Origin of the sequence: Streptomyces javensis, assembly GCF_039525925.1 — a bacterium.
GTDB classification, from domain to species: domain Bacteria; phylum Actinomycetota; class Actinomycetes; order Streptomycetales; family Streptomycetaceae; genus Streptomyces; species Streptomyces asiaticus.
Genome location: NZ_BAAAIF010000041.1, coordinates 33097 through 48781, shown reverse-complemented (window position 1 = coordinate 48781; position 15685 = coordinate 33097). Strand labels below are relative to the sequence as shown.

Genomic DNA, 15685 nt, shown 5'->3' with positions numbered 1-15685 from the left:
CGGAGCAGGGGAATTCGTGCGTACCTTCGAACCGTTGGGGTGAGGGCCGCATCGCCACACCCTTCTCGAAGGGAGCACATCTTCATATGTCCGTCATTGACAGCGCGGAGCCACCGCACATCGCCCACCGCGACAACCACACCCACCGTGATGTGAACGGCGGCTGGCTGCGCCCCGCCGTCTTCGGGGCCATGGACGGACTGGTCTCCAACCTCGCGTTGATGACCGGTGTGGCCGGTGGCGCGGTGGACCGGCAGACGATCGTGATCACCGGTCTCGCGGGCCTCGCGGCCGGTGCCTTCTCGATGGCCGCCGGTGAGTACACCTCCGTCGCCTCCCAGCGCGATCTGGTCCAGGCCGAGCTGGAGGTGGAGCGGCGCGAGCTGCGCAAGCACCCGGTGGACGAGCTGGAGGAGCTGGCCGCGCTCTACGAGTCGCGCGGGGTGGAGCCGGCCCTGGCCCGTGAGGTGGCCGAGCAGCTCTCCCGCGACCCCGAGCAGGCGCTGGAGATCCACGCCCGCGAGGAGCTGGGCGTGGACCCGGACGACCTGCCGTCGCCGCTGGTCGCGGCGGTCTCCTCGTTCGGCTCCTTCGCGCTGGGCGCGCTGCTGCCGGTGCTGCCGTATCTGCTGGGCGCCTCGGCGCTGTGGCCGGCCCTGGTGCTGGCGCTGATCGGGCTCTTCGGCTGCGGTGCGGTGGTGGCGCGGGTGACCGCCCGCAGCTGGTGGTACAGCGGGCTGCGGCAGCTGGCACTGGGTGGCGCGGCGGCGGGTGTGACCTATGCCCTGGGCACTTTCTTCGGAACGGCCGTAGGATGACGGTCATACGGCGAGCCGCGATCACCACGCCGTTACTCCTCGGTTTCGATCCTTTTACGGGCGGGCATAAGCCCGAAGCGCTTGGGCAGTGTCGCCCGATCCGCGCCATGGCGACGCCGGTCGCCCCATCCCCAATGCCCGTACTGCCTCACCTCACCCCACCGCTGGGGTGTCCGCATGATGGAACGGAATTTCCGCTTCCCGAGATTCACCCCATCATGTAACCTGCACGAAATTCTCGCGGAGGGCCAACGTCGTCCCTCGGCACACGCACAATGCCATGACGACGACGGGAGAGCCGATGCGTTCCGCATCCCACCCTGCCCGCCAAGGGATGTACGACCCGCGCAATGAGCACGACGCCTGTGGCGTCGGCTTCGTGGCGACCCTCACCGGCGAGGCCAGCCATGAGCTCGTGGAGCAGGCTCTCACCGTGCTGAGGAACCTCGAGCACCGCGGCGCCACCGGTTCCGAGCCCGACTCCGGCGATGGCGCGGGCATCCTCGTCCAGGTTCCGGACGCCTTCCTGCGGGCCATTGTGACCGGCTTCGAGCTGCCCGAAGCCGGTGCCTACGCGGTGGGCATCGCGTTCCTCCCGGAGGGCGAGACCGAGAGCGCGGCCGCCGCGGAGCACATCGAGCGGCTCGCCGCCGAGGAGGGCCTGACCGTCCTCGGCTGGCGCGAGGTGCCCGTCGCCCCCGAGCTGCTGGGCAACGGCGCCCGGGCCACCATGCCCGCCTTCCGCCAGCTCTTCGTCGCCGACGGCACCAGCACCGGCGTGGCCCTGGACCGCAAGGCGTTCATGCTGCGCAAGCGCGCCGAGCGCGAGGCGGGGGTCTACTTCCCCTCGCTGTCCGCGCGCACCCTGGTCTACAAGGGCATGCTGACCACCGGTCAGCTGGAGCCGTTCTTCCCGGACCTCTCCGACCGCCGCTTCGCCACGGCCGTCTCGCTGGTCCACTCCCGGTTCTCCACCAACACCTTCCCGAGCTGGCCGCTGGCCCACCCGTACCGCTTCGTCGCCCACAACGGTGAGATCAACACCGTCCAGGGCAACCGCAACTGGATGCGGGCCCGGGAGTCCCAGCTGGTCAGCGACCTCTTCGGGGAGCAGGGCCTGGAGCGGATCTTCCCCGTCTGCACCCCGGACGCCTCCGACTCGGCGACCTTCGACGAGGTCCTGGAGCTGCTCCACCTCGGCGGCCGTTCGCTGCCGCACTCGGTGCTGATGATGGTCCCCGAGGCGTGGGAGAACCACCCCTCCATGGACCCGGCCCGGCGCGCCTTCTACCAGTACCACTCCACGATGATGGAGCCCTGGGACGGCCCGGCCTGTGTCACCTTCACCGACGGCACCCAGGTCGGCGCCGTGCTGGACCGCAACGGTCTGCGGCCCGGGCGCTACTGGGTCACCGACGACGGCCTGGTCGTGCTCTCCTCCGAGGTCGGCGTCCTGGACATCGACCCGGCCAAGGTGGTCCGCAAGGGCCGGCTCCAGCCGGGCCGGATGTTCCTGGTGGACACCGCCGAGCACCGCATCATCGAGGACCACGAGATCAAGGCCGAGCTGGCCGCCGAGGAGCCGTACGGCGAGTGGCTGGAGGCCGGTCTGATCGACCTGGCCGACCTTCCCGAGCGCGAGCACATCGTGCACACCCACGCCTCGGTCACCCGCCGCCAGCAGACCTTCGGGTACACCGAGGAGGAGCTGCGGGTCCTGCTGGCGCCGATGGCCAAGGCCGGCGCCGAGCCGATCGGCTCGATGGGCACCGACTCGCCGATCGCCGCCCTCTCCGAGCGCCCGCGGCTGCTGTTCGACTACTTCACCCAGCTGTTCGCGCAGGTCACCAACCCGCCGCTGGACGCGATCCGCGAGGAGCTGGTCACCTCGCTGATCTCCTCGCTGGGCCCGCAGGGCAATCTGCTGGAGCCGACCGCGGCCTCCTGCCGCAGCGTCACCCTGCCCTTCCCGGTGATCGACAACGATGAGCTGGCCAAGCTCATCCACATCAACGCCGACGGGGACATGCCAGGACTCAAGGCGGCGAACCTCTCGGGCCTGTACCGGGTCGGTGGCGGCGGTCAGGCGCTCGCCGCCCGGCTGGACGAGATCTGCGCCGAGGCCGACCGCGCCATCGAGGACGGCGCCCGGCTGATCGTGCTCTCCGACCGCCACTCGGACGCCGAGCACGCCCCGATCCCCTCGCTGCTGCTCACCTCCGCGGTCCACCACCACCTCATCGGCACCAAGCAGCGCACCCAGGTGGGGCTGCTGGTCGAGGCGGGCGACGTCCGCGAGGTGCACCATGTCGCGCTGCTGATCGGCTACGGCGCCGCGGCCGTCAACCCGTACCTGGCCATGGAGTCGGTCGAGGACCTGGTCCGGGCCGGCACCTTCCTGCCCGGTGTCGAGGCCGAGACCGCGATCAAGAACCTCATCAAGGCGCTCGGCAAGGGCGTCCTGAAGGTCATGTCCAAGATGGGCATCTCGACCGTGGCCTCCTACCGGGGCGCGCAGGTCTTCGAGGCCGTCGGCCTGGACGAGTCCTTCGTGGACACCTACTTCCACGGCACCGCCACCAAGATCGGCGGCGCGGGTCTGGACGTGGTCGCCAAGGAGGTGGCCGCCCGCCACGCCAAGGCGTACCCCGCCTCCGGCGTCCCCTCCGCCCACCGCACGCTGGAGATCGGCGGCGAGTACCAGTGGCGCCGCGAGGGCGAGCCGCACCTCTTCGACCCCGAGACGGTCTTCCGGCTCCAGCACTCCACCCGGTCGCGCCGCTACGACATCTTCAAGAAGTACACCGAGCGGGTGAACGAGCAGTCCGAGCGGCTGATGACGCTGCGCGGTCTGTTCTCCTTCAAGGGCGAGCGCCCCTCGATCCCGATCGACGAGGTCGAGCCGGTCAGCGAGATCGTCAAGCGGTTCTCCACCGGCGCCATGTCGTACGGCTCCATCTCCCAGGAGGCGCACGAGACCCTCGCCATCGCCATGAACCAGCTCGGCGGCAAGTCGAACACCGGTGAGGGCGGCGAGGACTCCGACCGGCTGCACGACCCCGCCCGGCGCTCCTCGATCAAGCAGGTGGCCTCCGGCCGCTTCGGTGTGACCAGCGAATACCTGGTCAACTCCGATGACATCCAGATCAAGATGGCGCAGGGTGCCAAGCCCGGCGAGGGCGGCCAGCTGCCCGGCCACAAGGTCTACCCGTGGGTGGCCAAGACCCGGCACTCCACCCCGGGCGTCGGCCTGATCTCCCCGCCGCCGCACCACGACATCTACTCGATCGAGGATCTCGCCCAGCTGATCCACGATCTGAAGAACGCCAACCCGCGGGCCCGGATCCACGTCAAGCTGGTCTCCGAGGTCGGCGTCGGCACGGTGGCCGCGGGTGTCTCCAAGGCCCATGCCGATGTGGTGCTGATCTCCGGCCACGACGGCGGCACCGGCGCCTCGCCGCTCACCTCGCTCAAGCACGCGGGCGGCCCCTGGGAGCTCGGCCTCGCCGAGACTCAGCAGACGCTGCTGCTCAACGGGTTGCGCGACCGCATCGTGGTGCAGACCGACGGCCAGCTGAAGACCGGCCGTGACGTGGTGATCGCCGCGCTGCTCGGCGCCGAGGAGTTCGGCTTCGCCACCGCGCCGCTGGTGGTCTCCGGGTGCGTGATGATGCGCGTCTGCCACCTGGACACCTGCCCGGTCGGCATCGCCACCCAGAACCCGGTGCTGCGCGAGCGCTACAGCGGCAAGGCCGAGTTCGTGGTGAACTTCTTCCAGTTCATCGCCGAGGAGGTCCGCGAGCTCCTCGCCGAGCTGGGCTTCCGCTCCCTGGACGAGGCCATCGGCCACGCCGAGCTGCTGGACACCACCCGCGCCGTCCAGCACTGGAAGGCCCGCGGCCTGGACCTCGCCCCGCTGCTGTACGTGCCCGAGCTGCCCGAGGGCGCCGCCCGCCACCAGGCGGTCGAGCAGGACCACGGCCTGGCCAAGGCGCTCGACAACCAGCTGATCAAGCTGGCGGCCGACGCGCTGAACGCCGAGAGCGCCGAGGCCGCCGAGCCGGTCCGCGCCCAGGTCGCGATCCGCAACATCAACCGGACCGTCGGCACCATGCTCGGCCATGAGGTGACCCGTACCTTCGGTGGCGGGGGCCTGCCCGAGGACACCATCGACATCACCTTCACCGGCTCGGCCGGTCAGTCCTTCGGCGCGTTCCTGCCCCGCGGTGTCACGCTGCGGCTGGAGGGCGACGCCAACGACTACGTGGGCAAGGGCCTGTCCGGCGGCCGCGTGATCGTCCGCCCGGACCGGGGCGCGGACCACCTCGCCGAGTACTCGACGATCGCGGGCAACACCCTCGCGTACGGCGCGACCGGTGGCGAGATGTTCCTGCGCGGCCGGGTCGGCGAGCGGTTCTGCGTCCGCAACTCCGGCGCCACGGTCGTCTCCGAGGGCGTGGGCGACCACGGCTGTGAGTACATGACCGGCGGTCACGCGGTCGTCCTCGGCCCCACCGGCCGTAACTTCGCGGCCGGGATGTCCGGCGGTATCGCGTATGTGATCGACCTCGACCCGGACAACGTCAACGTCGATCTGCGGGATGCCCTCGGCACGCTGGACGACACCGACCAGCGGTGGCTGCACGACGCGGTGCGCCGCCACCACGAGGAGACCGGCTCCACCGTCGCGGGCGCGCTGCTCGACGACTGGGAGACCGCCCGCACCCGCTTCACCAAGATCATCCCCGCTACGTACCAGGCCGTGCTCGCCGCCAAGGACGCCGCCGAGCGTGCCGGACTCTCCGAGTCCGAGACCCACGAGAAGATGATGGAGGCGGCGATCAATGGCTGACCCCAAGGGCTTCCTGAGCACTGACCGCGAGGTCGCCGAAACCCGTCCGGTGGAGGAGCGCGTCAAGGACTGGAACGAGGTCTACGTCCCCGGCTCGCTGCTGCCGATCATCAGCAAGCAGGCCGGCCGGTGCATGGACTGCGGCATCCCGTTCTGCCACAACGGCTGTCCGCTCGGAAACCTCATCCCCGAGTGGAACGACTACGCCTACCGGGAGGACTGGCGCGAGGCCAGCGAGCGGCTGCACGCGACCAACAACTTCCCGGAGTTCACCGGGCGGCTGTGCCCCGCCCCGTGCGAGTCGGCCTGTGTGCTCGGCATCAACCAGCCGGCGGTGACCATCAAGAACGTCGAGGTCACCATCATCGACAAGGCGTGGGACGCCGGTGATGTCACCCCGCAGCCGCCCGAGCGGCTCAGCGGCAAGACCGTCGCCGTCATCGGCTCGGGCCCGGCGGGCCTGGCCGCCGCCCAGCAGCTGACCCGGGCCGGTCACACGGTCGCCGTCTATGAGCGGGCCGACCGCATCGGCGGGCTGCTGCGCTACGGCATCCCCGAGTTCAAGATGGAGAAGCGGCACATCAACCGCCGTATCGAGCAGATGCGCGCGGAGGGCACCAAGTTCCGCACCGAGACCGAGATCGGCCGCGACATCGACGCCGCCAAGCTGCGCAAGCGGTACGACGCCGTGGTCATCGCGGCCGGTGCCACCACCTCGCGCGATCTGCCGGTCCCGGGCCGGGAGCTGAACGGCATCCACTTCGCGATGGAGTACCTGCCGCTCGCCAACAAGGTGCAGGAGGGCGACCTCACCACGTCCCCCATCACCGCCGAGGGCAAGCACGTCGTGGTCATCGGCGGCGGTGACACCGGCGCGGACTGCGTCGGCACCGCCCACCGGCAGGGCGCCGCCTCCGTCACCCAGCTGGAGATCATGCCCAAGCCGGGCGAGGAGCGGCACGCGGGCCAGCCCTGGCCGACCTTCCCGATGCTCTACAAGGTCACCTCGGCGCACGAGGAGGGCGGCGAGCGGATCTACTCCGTCTCCACCACCCACTTCGAGGGCGACGAGGACGGCAACGTCCAGTGGCTGCACCTGATCGAGGTGGAGTTCAAGGACGGCAAGCTGGAGCAGAAGCCGGGCACCGAGCGGAAGATCCCGGCCCAGCTGGTCACCCTCGCCATGGGCTTCACCGGCACCGACCAGAAGAACGGCCTGGTCGAGCAGTTCGGCCTGGAGCTGGACGAGCGCGGCAATGTCGCGCGCGATGCCGACTTCGCCACCAATGTGCCGGGTGTCTTCGTGGCCGGTGACGCGGGCCGCGGCCAGTCGTTGATCGTCTGGGCCATCGCCGAGGGCCGCTCCGCGGCGCGCGGGGTGGACCGCTATCTGGCCGGGGCCAGCGAGCTGCCCGCCCCGATCCGCCCCACCGACCGGGCCCTCATGGTCTGACCCCGGTCTTCCGGCCTTCCCGGATCTCCGCCCGTACAACGGCGTACGGACCGGCCGCGCGGCGCCTCCCCCTCCCGACCGGGGGAAGGCGCCGCGTGGCGTTTGCGCCCTTCGCTCACCGGTCGGCCCTCGCCCGGGAGTTGACATTGCCCCGGGCGCGCTCCACCATCATTCCACTAACTGATTAGTGAAAGGGTGGTGGACGGATGGTCGAGTACCGCATCGACCGGCGCAGCGGCATCGCCACCTATCTACAGATCGTCCAGCAGACCAAACAGGCGCTCCGCCTCGGACTGCTGGAGCCCGGGGACCGGCTGCCCACGGCCAAGGAGGTCGTCGCGGCCACCGCCATCAACCCCAACACCGTCCTGAAGGCGTACCGCGAGCTGGAGCGCGAGGGCCTGGTCGAACCCCGGCCGGGGCTCGGCACCTTCGTCCGCCGGTCGCTGGCCCGGCCCGGCGCCGCCGCGGACTCGCCGCTGCGCGCGGAGCTCGCCGACTGGACCGACCGGGCCCGCGCCGCCGGGCTCGGCCGCGAGGACGTGACGGCGCTGGTGGCCTCGGTCCTCGAAGAGCGCTTCGGCGAGACCGCCACCCTCAGCGAGCGTGGCCACGAGGAAGACGGTGAGAACCGGTGACCGACGAGAACGACGCGGCCGGCGCGCTGGAGGCGTCCGGGCTGGGCAAGACGTACCGGCGCGGCTGGGCCCTGAGAGATGTCGCCTTCCATCTGCCCGCCGGACGGATCTGCGCGTTGGTGGGCCCCAACGGCTCCGGCAAGAGCACCCTGCTGTCCCTCGCCGCCGGACTGCTGACCCCGACCAACGGCACGCTGCGGGTCTTCGGCCAGGAGCCCTCCGCGCCCGCCGCCCGCGAGCGCGTCGCCTTCGTCGCCCAGGACAAGCCGCTCTACCCGCGCTTCTCCGTCGCCGACACCCTGCGCCTGGGCCGGGAGCTCAACCCCCGCTGGGACCAGAGGGCCGCCGAGCGGGTGGTGGCGGAGGCCGAGGTGCCGCTGTCCGCCCGGGTCGGCTCGCTCTCCGGCGGCCAGCGCACCTGTGTGGCCCTCGCCCTCGCCCTCGGCAAACGCGCCGATCTGCTCCTGCTGGACGAGCCGATGTCCGATCAGGACCCGCTGCGCCGCCACCGGATGATGGGCGTGCTGATGGCCGAGGCCGCCGAGCGCGGCACCGGCGTGGTCATCTCCACCCATGTGCTCGCCGAACTCGACGGAGTCTGCGACTACCTGCTGCTGATGGGCGGCGGCCGGATCCGGCTGGCGGGCGGGGCGGACGAGATCCAGGCCGCCCACCGCCTCGTCACCGGCCCGAGCGAGACCGGCGGCGGCACACCGGCCGCGCTCGCCCGCCACACCGTGGTCGAGACCCGCACGACGGGCCGTCAGCTCACCGCGCTGATACGCCCGGAGGGCACCCCGGGCGAGGACGGCTGGATCGTCACCGAACCCTCCCTCGAAGAGGTCCTGCTCGGCTATCTGCGCGCTCCCGACGCCCCGCCGCTGCTCGCGGACGGCACGCGGACACCCGATACGGAGGTGGGGGCATGAGCTCGGTCGGCATACGGCTCGGCACAGCCGGCGCCCGGCCCCGCACCCGAGGGCTGGTGTGGCTGGTGGCGCGGCAGCACCGGGCCGCCCTCTGGGCCGGCCTCGCCGCGCTCGTGGCGATCGCCGCGTACATCGTCTGGCAGCGCGCCGGGATGGTCGGCTATCTGCGGGCCCACGACATCGAGGGCTGCGCGGACTGGAAGCGGTTCTGCCACGGCAGGCGGACCCGGCTGGAGCGGGGCGACCCGACGATCGACGCGCTCCGCCACCTCACCGACACCTACCGCACGCCGCTGCTCCACACCGGACGGCTGCTCATCGCGCTGCCCGCGCTGATCGGCGTCTTCATCGGCGCGCCCCTGTTCGCCCGGGAACTGGAGATGGGCACCCACCAGTTGGTGTGGACCCAGTCCATCAGCCGGACCCGCTGGCTGATCGCCAAACTCGCCCTGCCCCTGGTCGCCGTCACGGCCGGCACCGCGGTCCTCGCGGCCCTCTACACCTGGTGGTGGCGGGCGGCCCGGACCCAGTTCCAGGACATCGCCTGGGGCACCGCCGTGCCGTTCGACGCGACCGGCCCGGCGGCCGTCGCCCTCGCCCCACTGGCCTTCTTCCTGGGCGCGGCGGCAGGGCTGCTGCTGCGGCGCACCGTCCCCGCCATGGCCGTCACCCTGGGGGCCACCGCCGGTGTCCAGTACGGGCTCGGCGCCCTGCGCCCCCATCTGATGACCCCGCGCACGGTCGTCTCCAACGCCAGTGGCGACTTCGTCCACACCCCCGTCGAGGTCTTCTTCACCTCCTGGCGCGGTATGGGCGACGGCTTCCTGACCCGCTCCGGGGCGAAGATCCCCTCGGACCGCTGCTCGTCGGCCATCGGCCAGGACGGCTGGGACCGCTGCCTCGCCCGGTTCGGCGCCACCGACAGGCAGTACGAGGAGCTGCACCCGGCGAGCCACTACTGGCCGATGCAGTGGATGCAGGCCGGGATCTGCCTGGCCGTGGCCGTCGCGCTCGCCGCGTTCTGCGTGTGGTGGATCCGGCGGCGGCCCGCGGGGAAGGAGGCGGCGTGAGGACCGGAACCGCCCCGCGCCTGGCCCCGCCGCACACCGGATCCCCGCCGAGGCCGCGGCACACCGGCTCCCCGCTGAGCCCGCGCGGTGCGCTCTGGCTGGCCTGGCGCCGCCAGCGGACCGTCCTGGTGACGGGCGGCGTGCTGATCCTCGCCCTCGCCGGATACCTCGTGTACCAGCGCACCGGCATGGCCGCCCTGATCCACGACCGGGACGTCGCCGACTGCCGGCTGTGGCGCGACTGCGACGGGGCGCCCCTGGAGTCCTCGGACAGGCTGTCCGACGCGTTCGTCCGGCTGGAGACCTACCGTGCGGCGCTGCTCGACACCGCACGGCTGATGCTCGCGATCCCGGCCGTCATCGGGGCCTTCGTCGGCGCCCCGCTGATCGCGCGCGAATTCGAGAGCGGCACCGCCGCGCTCGTCTGGTCCCAGTCGATCGGCAGGGTGCGCTGGCTCATCGCCACGCTCGCCCTCCCCGTCGTCGCCACCCTGGCCGCCACCACCCTGCTGGCCGCGCTGTTCACCTGGTGGTGGTGGCCGGTGCGCGGCACCTTCCCGGACGTCCACTGGGGCGACACCCTGCCCTTCGACGTGATGGGTCCGGCCTTCGTGGCGCTGTCCCTGCTGTCCCTCCTGCTCGGCACGGCCTTCGGCCTGCTGCTCCGGCGGACGCTGCCCGCCATGGCCTGCACCCTCGCCGTCACCGCCGGTGTCGTGTACGGCCTCCAGCAGCTGCGCCCGCATCTGATGCCCCGGCTCACCGTGACGGCGGACGTCCACGTCCACGCGGAGGCGCCGTTCGGAGGGTGGTACGTCGGCTCGGGGTATCTCGACGGGTCCGGTGCCAGGGTCGACGGGGCGGTCTGCAAGGGGCTCGGCGGGTGGCCGGCCATCTTCCGCTGCCTCGACCGCCGCCGGCTGGCCGAGGAGTACGAGGACTACCACCCCATCGGCCACTTCTGGCCCATGCAGTGGATCCAGGCCGGGATCTGCCTGGCCGTGGCCGTCGCGCTCGCCGCGTTCTGCGTGTGGTGGATCGGGCGCAGACGGGCCTGACCGGCGCGCCGTTCCACGACAGCTCCGCACCTTCCCGCGGCTCTTCTCCTTCCGCTCCGATCGGAGTCCCCTTTCCCATGGCCATCTCGCCCGCCCTCGACACCGCCCGGGGCGCCCCACGCGTCCACCCGGCGCCCCCGGTGCGCCGCCGCCCCGGCCCGGCCGGCGTCGCGCTCGCCCCGGCCGGGCTGGCGCTGGCGCTCGGGCTGTGGGGGATCCGCCGCGAGAACAGCATGTGGCGGGACGAGTCGACGACGTATCAGGTCGCCCACCGGAGCCTGGGCGAGATCCTGCGCCTGCTCGGCGACGCCGATGTCGTGCACGGCCTGTACTACCTGTTCATGCACGGTGTCTTCGCCCTCTGGGACGGCGGTCTCGTCGCCCTCCGGCTCCCCTCCGTGCTGGCCATGGCCGCCGCGGCCGCCGGTGTGGGACTGCTCGGCCAGCGGCTCGCCGGGCCCCGCGCCGGACTCGCCGCCGGGCTGGTCTTCCCGCTGGCCCCCGCGGTGCAGCGGTACGCACAGGAGGGGCGGTCGTACGCCCTGGTCTGCGCCGCCGTCGTCGCGGCCACCCATCTGCTGCTGAGCGCGGTGGCCCGGCCTCGCAAGCGCACCTGGATCGGCTACGCCGCCGTCGCCTCGCTGGCCTGTCTGCTGCACGAGTTCGCGATCCTGGCCGTCGCCGCGCACGGCGTCGCGCTGTACCGGGCCCGGGTGGGCGCGCGCTTCGGCTGGGCGTGGGCGCAGGCGGCCTCCGTGGTGGCCGTGGTGCTGGCGCCGCTGGTGATCGTCAGTCAGCAGCAGGCGGCGCTGGTCGGCTGGATCTCCGCGCCGGGCCCGCCCGAACTGCTCGGCTTCGGCGCGCTCGCCCTGGTGGGCCTCGGCTGCGCCCGGGGACCGCTGCCCGCGCACGGGCCCGTCCCGCTGCGCGACCTCGCGCTCGCGCTGCTGATCCTGCCACCGGCCGCGCTGCTGGCGGTGTCGTATCTCCATCCGCTCTACGTCGACCGGTATGTGCTCTACGCCTACGTCGGTCTCGCGCTGCTGATCGGGGCCCGGCTGGACGCGCTGGCGCGTACGGTCGCCGTCCCACGGGCGCTGGCCGGGGGGCTGGCGGTGGCCGCCGTGGCGGCCCTGCTGCCGTACTCGCTCCAGCTGCGGACCCCGCAGAGCCGGCTCGACGACACCCTCGCGGCCGCGCGCGCCGTACGGGAGCTGAGCCGACCCGGCGACGGGGTGCTCTTCATGCCCGCCCGGCGCCGGGAGCCGATCATGTCAAGACCGGGGGACTTCCGGGGCCTGCGGGAGCTGGCGCTGGCCTGGCACGCGATCCCCTCGGGCACCCTGCACGGCATCGAGCTGCCCGCACCGCTGATCAGGGCCCGGATGCTGACGGCCGGGCGGATCGTCACGGTGAACGACCCGCCCGGCCAGCCGCTGGACGCCACCCCTCAGGAGCGGGCGAAACGGGAGGTGCTCGCGGAACACTTCCACCGGTGCGCCGTCCGGGACGTCACCGGGATGCGGATCGTGCTCTACGGGCGCGCGGGGAAGTGCTGAACGCCGCCGGGCGCCGTCAGCCCTCGTTCTCCACCAGCCGGGCCGGGAAGCCGCCGGTGGCCACCGGGCCCCAGCGCTCGGGGGTGACCCGGATCAGCGACTTGCCCTGCTTGCGCATGGCCTCGCGGTACTCGTCCCAGTCCGGGTGCTCGCCCGCGATATTGCGGTAGTACTCGACCAGCGGCTCGACGGACTCCGGGGTGTCGATCACCTCGGCGGTGCCGTCGATCTGCACCCACGGGCCGTTCCATTCGTCGGACAGCACGACGAGGCTCACGGCGGGGTCGCGCTTGGCGTTGCGCACCTTGGCGCGCTCGGGATAGGTGGACATGACGATCCGGCCGGAGTCATCGACTCCGCAGGTCAGCGGGGACGCCTGGGGCGAGCCATCCGTCCGGCGGGTCATCAGCAGCGCACGGTGGCGCGGGCGTACGAACTCCAGCAGCTCGTCGAGGCCGACTTGGGTGTTGGTGGCGATGGAGGGGCTCATGCAGGCGAGCGTACGACGTCGAGCGCACTCCAAGGCCTTACGGCCGCCGACACGGACCGGCGCCGCGTCGTGTGCCGCACCGGGTGCCGCGCCAGGTGCCGCGCCACGTGTTGGGTCAGGTGCTGGGTCAGGTGTCGCACTCAAGCACCGTGCGGCACAGCCCGCAGCGGGCCCGCAGCCGCCCGCGCACCGGGACCCGGATGCGCTGACGGCAGGTCGGGCAGGGGAACGAGACGCTCAGCGGAGGGCCGGTGTCGAAGGCGTAGTCCCCTCCGGTGGGGGAGGGGTGGCCGGACTGGGCCGCCCGGCGGTCCTTGGCGTAGCGGCGGCGGCCGGTCCAGCCGGCGGCGGTGAGCGGCGGCCGGGCCCGCTCGCGGCGGGCCAGCTCCAGCCCCTTGGTGTACGCCTCGTACGCCTGTGGAGAGGTGAACCAGGGGGACGGGTCCTCGTCGAAGAGCAGCGCCCGCATGGCCAGGACGTAGCCGAACTCCTCCGGTGTCAGATAGCCCAGTTTCTGGCTGGAAACCGAGTCCTGGCGGTAGGCGTCGAGCAGCAACCAGCCCGTGCCGAGATAGGCGGCGGTGGTGTCGGTGAGGATCTCGTTGTCGCGTGTGCCGGGGAACGACAGGTCCAGGCGGTGCAGATACACATGCGTGACCTCATGGGCCAGGGCCGCGCCGATGTCCCGACGGTGGGTCTTGAAGCGGGAGTTGAGCTCGATGAAGTACTCCGGGCCCGCGGCCAGCTCCACGTTCCCCGCGTGCCGCATCTCCCGGAAGCTCACGATCATCCGGGCGTCCGGCAGCCGCAGGTGCTGCACCATGACCCGGGCCACCCGCTGTACGCCCAGGTAGAGGTCGTCCTGGTCGGCGAAGGCGACATCGCCGGGGATCACGCTGAGTCCGAAGGTGTCCACCGTGTCGCGGGACAGGCGGTGGTAGAGCGCGGTGATCGCGGCCCGGACGGTGTCCAGGTGGGGAAAGCCGTGCTCGATGTCGCTGCCCGGTGCCGCCACGCCGTCACCCCGTGCCCGTCGCCAGCCGTGCGCCCTGTCTCAGGTCAACCTTACGGTCGTTCGGCGGGGCTGTGGGTAGGCCGCGCTGGCTTGAAACCGACCCTTGTCACCCCGTTGACCCGGTCCACATAATCACAGGGCGTTTTACCGGCTCATCCACGGGATTTCGGAGAGGTTTCCGGATTTCCGTCATGCGGCGGAGCCGCGGATCGACTTGGCATGAGCCTGACATGCGCCTCGAACCCCCCACGAAAGGACAGTCCGTTGCGGAACACGCTGAAGCACATCAAGAGAGCCTCGGCCCTCGGTGCGGTCGCCCTCGCCGCCTTCAGCCTCACCCCCGGCAGCGCCAACGCCCAGCCCACCGGCCCCGAGCCGAGCCCCTCCGTGGTCGGCGGCACCCGCGCCGCGCAGGGCGAATTCCCCTTCATGGTCCGGCTGTCCATGGGCTGTGGTGGCGCCCTCTACACCCAGGACATCGTCCTCACCGCCGCCCACTGCGTGGACGGCTCCGGCGCCAACACCTCCATCACCGCCACCGCGGGCGTCGTGGACCTCCAGAGCTCGAGCGCCATCAAGGTCAAGTCCACCCGGGTGCTCCAGGCCCCGGGCTACAACGGCACCGGCAAGGACTGGGCGCTCATCAAGCTCGCCAAGCCGATCAACCAGCCCACCCTGAAGATCGCCGAGACCACGGCGTACAACAAGGGCGACTTCACCGTGGCCGGCTGGGGCGCCGCGGTCGAGGGCGGCGGCCAGCAGCGCTACCTGCTGAAGGCCAGCGTGCCGTTCGTCGACGACGCCACCTGCAAGTCCGCCTACGACGAGCTCGTCACCGGCGAGGAGATCTGCGCCGGGAAGATGGCCGAGGGCGGCGTGGACACCTGCCAGGGCGACTCCGGCGGCCCGATGTTCCGCAAGGACGACAGCGGCCAGTGGATCCAGGTCGGCATCGTCAGCTGGGGCGAGGGCTGCGCACGGCCCGGTAAGCCCGGCGTCTACACCGAGGTGAGCACCTTCGCCAAGGACATCAAGGCGGGCGCGACCCAGCTCGGCGGCTGACCCCTCCTCAGCATCGCCTTCGACGGGAACTGACCGGGGCCCGGCCACCGTGCCGGCCCCGGTCAGCTCGGTTCCAGCTGTCCGTAGCAGATGCAGAACGGGTGCCCGGCCGGATCGTTGAAGACCCGGAACCCCGAACGCTCCCCGCCGCTGTCGTGCAGGAACACCGCCCCGAGCTCGATCAGCTCCCGCTGCGCCCGCTCCGCGTCCGCGCGCGTCGCCACGTCGAAGTCCAGATGGACCTGCTGCGGGTGGGCCGGATCCGGCCAGCGCGGCGGCCGGTGGTCCGGCGCCAGCTGGAAGGCCAGCTTGCGGCCGTCCTCGGCCGTAAGGGTCGCCCACTCGGGATCGCTGTCATCCAGCCGCCAGCCCAGGATCCCGCCGTAGAAGGCGGCCAGCGCGGCGGGGTCGGGACAGTCGATGACGGTGCACTGAAGTGTCGCGATCATGTGGGGACCCTACGGGGTATCCACACGCGCGGCGGGGCTTCGCCCCTGGAACCCCCGGGCCCCGGGGCAGAGCCCCGGCTTGGGGTCTGGGCCGGAGTCCCGGCTTGGGGTCTGGGGCGGAGCCCCGATTCGGGGCCCGGGGCGGAGCCGCCCTGGCTCGGGGTTTGGGGCGGAGCCCCAGATTCGGGGCCCGGGGCGGAGCCCCGATTCGGGGTCTGGGCCGGGGTCCCGGCTCGGGCCCGGGGCGGAGCCGCCCTGGTTCGGGGTTTGGGGCGGAGCCCCGGCTTGCGGT

Annotated in this window: 12 protein-coding genes; 9 read left to right on the top strand and 3 right to left on the bottom strand. The window is 72.0% G+C overall.

Annotated features, from left to right (window positions below; genetic code table 11):
• Nucleotides 1-86: 86 nt before the first annotated feature.
• The 8 genes from ABD329_RS30125 (at nt 87) to ABD329_RS30090 (ending at nt 12377) form a co-directional block, all read left to right on the top strand.
• Nucleotides 87-818 carry a VIT1/CCC1 transporter family protein gene (locus ABD329_RS30125; RefSeq protein ID WP_198277726.1) on the top strand — a complete coding sequence of 244 codons (732 nt, stop codon included), beginning with the start codon at nt 87-89 and terminating at the stop codon, nt 816-818.
• 301 nt (nt 819-1119) lie between these two features.
• Entirely contained in the window at nt 1120-5670 is a 4551-nt protein-coding gene (gene gltB / locus ABD329_RS30120) for a glutamate synthase large subunit (protein ID WP_198277725.1), read from the top strand.
• The gene (locus tag ABD329_RS30115; protein ID WP_198277724.1) at nt 5663-7123 is read left to right on the top strand and encodes a glutamate synthase subunit beta; all 1461 of its coding nucleotides are present in this window, start codon (nt 5663-5665) and stop codon (nt 7121-7123) included. The genes gltB and ABD329_RS30115 overlap by 8 nt, the downstream gene beginning before the upstream one ends.
• A gap of 206 nt (nt 7124-7329) precedes the next feature.
• Nucleotides 7330-7761 (top strand): GntR family transcriptional regulator, encoded by a 432-nt coding sequence (locus ABD329_RS30110; RefSeq protein WP_198277723.1) that lies wholly within the window; start codon nt 7330-7332, stop codon nt 7759-7761.
• A complete protein-coding gene (locus ABD329_RS30105; protein WP_198277722.1) occupies nt 7758-8690 on the top strand; it encodes an ABC transporter ATP-binding protein in 933 nt (310 codons plus the stop codon). Before ABD329_RS30110 ends, ABD329_RS30105 begins: the two co-directional genes overlap by 4 nt.
• Nucleotides 8687-9760, top strand: a complete 1074-nt coding sequence (locus tag ABD329_RS30100; protein ID WP_198277721.1) for a translation initiation factor IF-2 — start codon at nt 8687-8689, stop codon at nt 9758-9760. The genes ABD329_RS30105 and ABD329_RS30100 overlap by 4 nt, the downstream gene beginning before the upstream one ends.
• Nucleotides 9757-10818 carry a transporter gene (locus tag ABD329_RS30095; protein ID WP_198277720.1) on the top strand — a complete coding sequence of 354 codons (1062 nt, stop codon included), beginning with the start codon at nt 9757-9759 and terminating at the stop codon, nt 10816-10818. The genes ABD329_RS30100 and ABD329_RS30095 overlap by 4 nt, the downstream gene beginning before the upstream one ends.
• A 77-nt stretch (nt 10819-10895) precedes the next feature.
• Nucleotides 10896-12377: a glycosyltransferase family 39 protein gene (locus ABD329_RS30090; protein ID WP_198277719.1), complete on the top strand. Its 1482-nt coding sequence runs from the start codon at nt 10896-10898 to the stop codon at nt 12375-12377.
• A 16-nt stretch (nt 12378-12393) separates the two neighbouring features.
• Here the strand turns inward: ABD329_RS30090 and ABD329_RS30085 are convergent, their stop codons facing one another.
• Together ABD329_RS30085 and ABD329_RS30080 are read right to left on the bottom strand one after the other, a co-directional pair.
• Nucleotides 12394-12867, bottom strand: a complete 474-nt coding sequence (locus ABD329_RS30085) for a PPOX class F420-dependent oxidoreductase (RefSeq protein WP_086883360.1) — start codon at nt 12865-12867, stop codon at nt 12394-12396.
• A gap of 127 nt (nt 12868-12994) precedes the next feature.
• Entirely contained in the window at nt 12995-13882 is an 888-nt protein-coding gene (locus ABD329_RS30080; RefSeq protein ID WP_198277718.1) for a hypothetical protein, read from the bottom strand.
• Between the two features lie 264 nt (nt 13883-14146).
• Between ABD329_RS30080 and ABD329_RS30075 the strand changes: the two genes are divergently transcribed.
• Nucleotides 14147-14944 (top strand): S1 family peptidase, encoded by a 798-nt coding sequence (locus tag ABD329_RS30075; RefSeq protein ID WP_198277717.1) that lies wholly within the window; start codon nt 14147-14149, stop codon nt 14942-14944.
• A gap of 62 nt (nt 14945-15006) precedes the next feature.
• Here ABD329_RS30075 and ABD329_RS30070 read toward each other — a convergent pair whose 3' ends face one another.
• A complete protein-coding gene (locus ABD329_RS30070) occupies nt 15007-15393 on the bottom strand; it encodes a VOC family protein (protein ID WP_198277716.1) in 387 nt (128 codons plus the stop codon).
• Nucleotides 15394-15685 lie beyond the last annotated feature (292 nt).

What these genes read in the sequence shown, in the direction of transcription:
- ABD329_RS30125 (WP_198277726.1), top strand. Translation starts at nt 87, where the DNA reads ATGTCCGTCATTGACAGCGCGGAGCCACCGCACATCGCCCACCGCGAC.
- gltB (WP_198277725.1), top strand. Translation starts at nt 1,120, where the DNA reads ATGCGTTCCGCATCCCACCCTGCCCGCCAAGGGATGTACGACCCGCGC.
- ABD329_RS30115 (WP_198277724.1), top strand. Translation starts at nt 5,663, where the DNA reads ATGGCTGACCCCAAGGGCTTCCTGAGCACTGACCGCGAGGTCGCCGAA.
- ABD329_RS30110 (WP_198277723.1), top strand. Translation starts at nt 7,330, where the DNA reads ATGGTCGAGTACCGCATCGACCGGCGCAGCGGCATCGCCACCTATCTA.
- ABD329_RS30100 (WP_198277721.1), top strand. Translation starts at nt 8,687, where the DNA reads ATGAGCTCGGTCGGCATACGGCTCGGCACAGCCGGCGCCCGGCCCCGC.
- ABD329_RS30090 (WP_198277719.1), top strand. Translation starts at nt 10,896, where the DNA reads ATGGCCATCTCGCCCGCCCTCGACACCGCCCGGGGCGCCCCACGCGTC.
- ABD329_RS30085 (WP_086883360.1), bottom strand. Translation starts at nt 12,867, where the DNA reads ATGAGCCCCTCCATCGCCACCAACACCCAAGTCGGCCTCGACGAGCTG.
- ABD329_RS30070 (WP_198277716.1), bottom strand. Translation starts at nt 15,393, where the DNA reads ATGATCGCGACACTTCAGTGCACCGTCATCGACTGTCCCGACCCCGCC.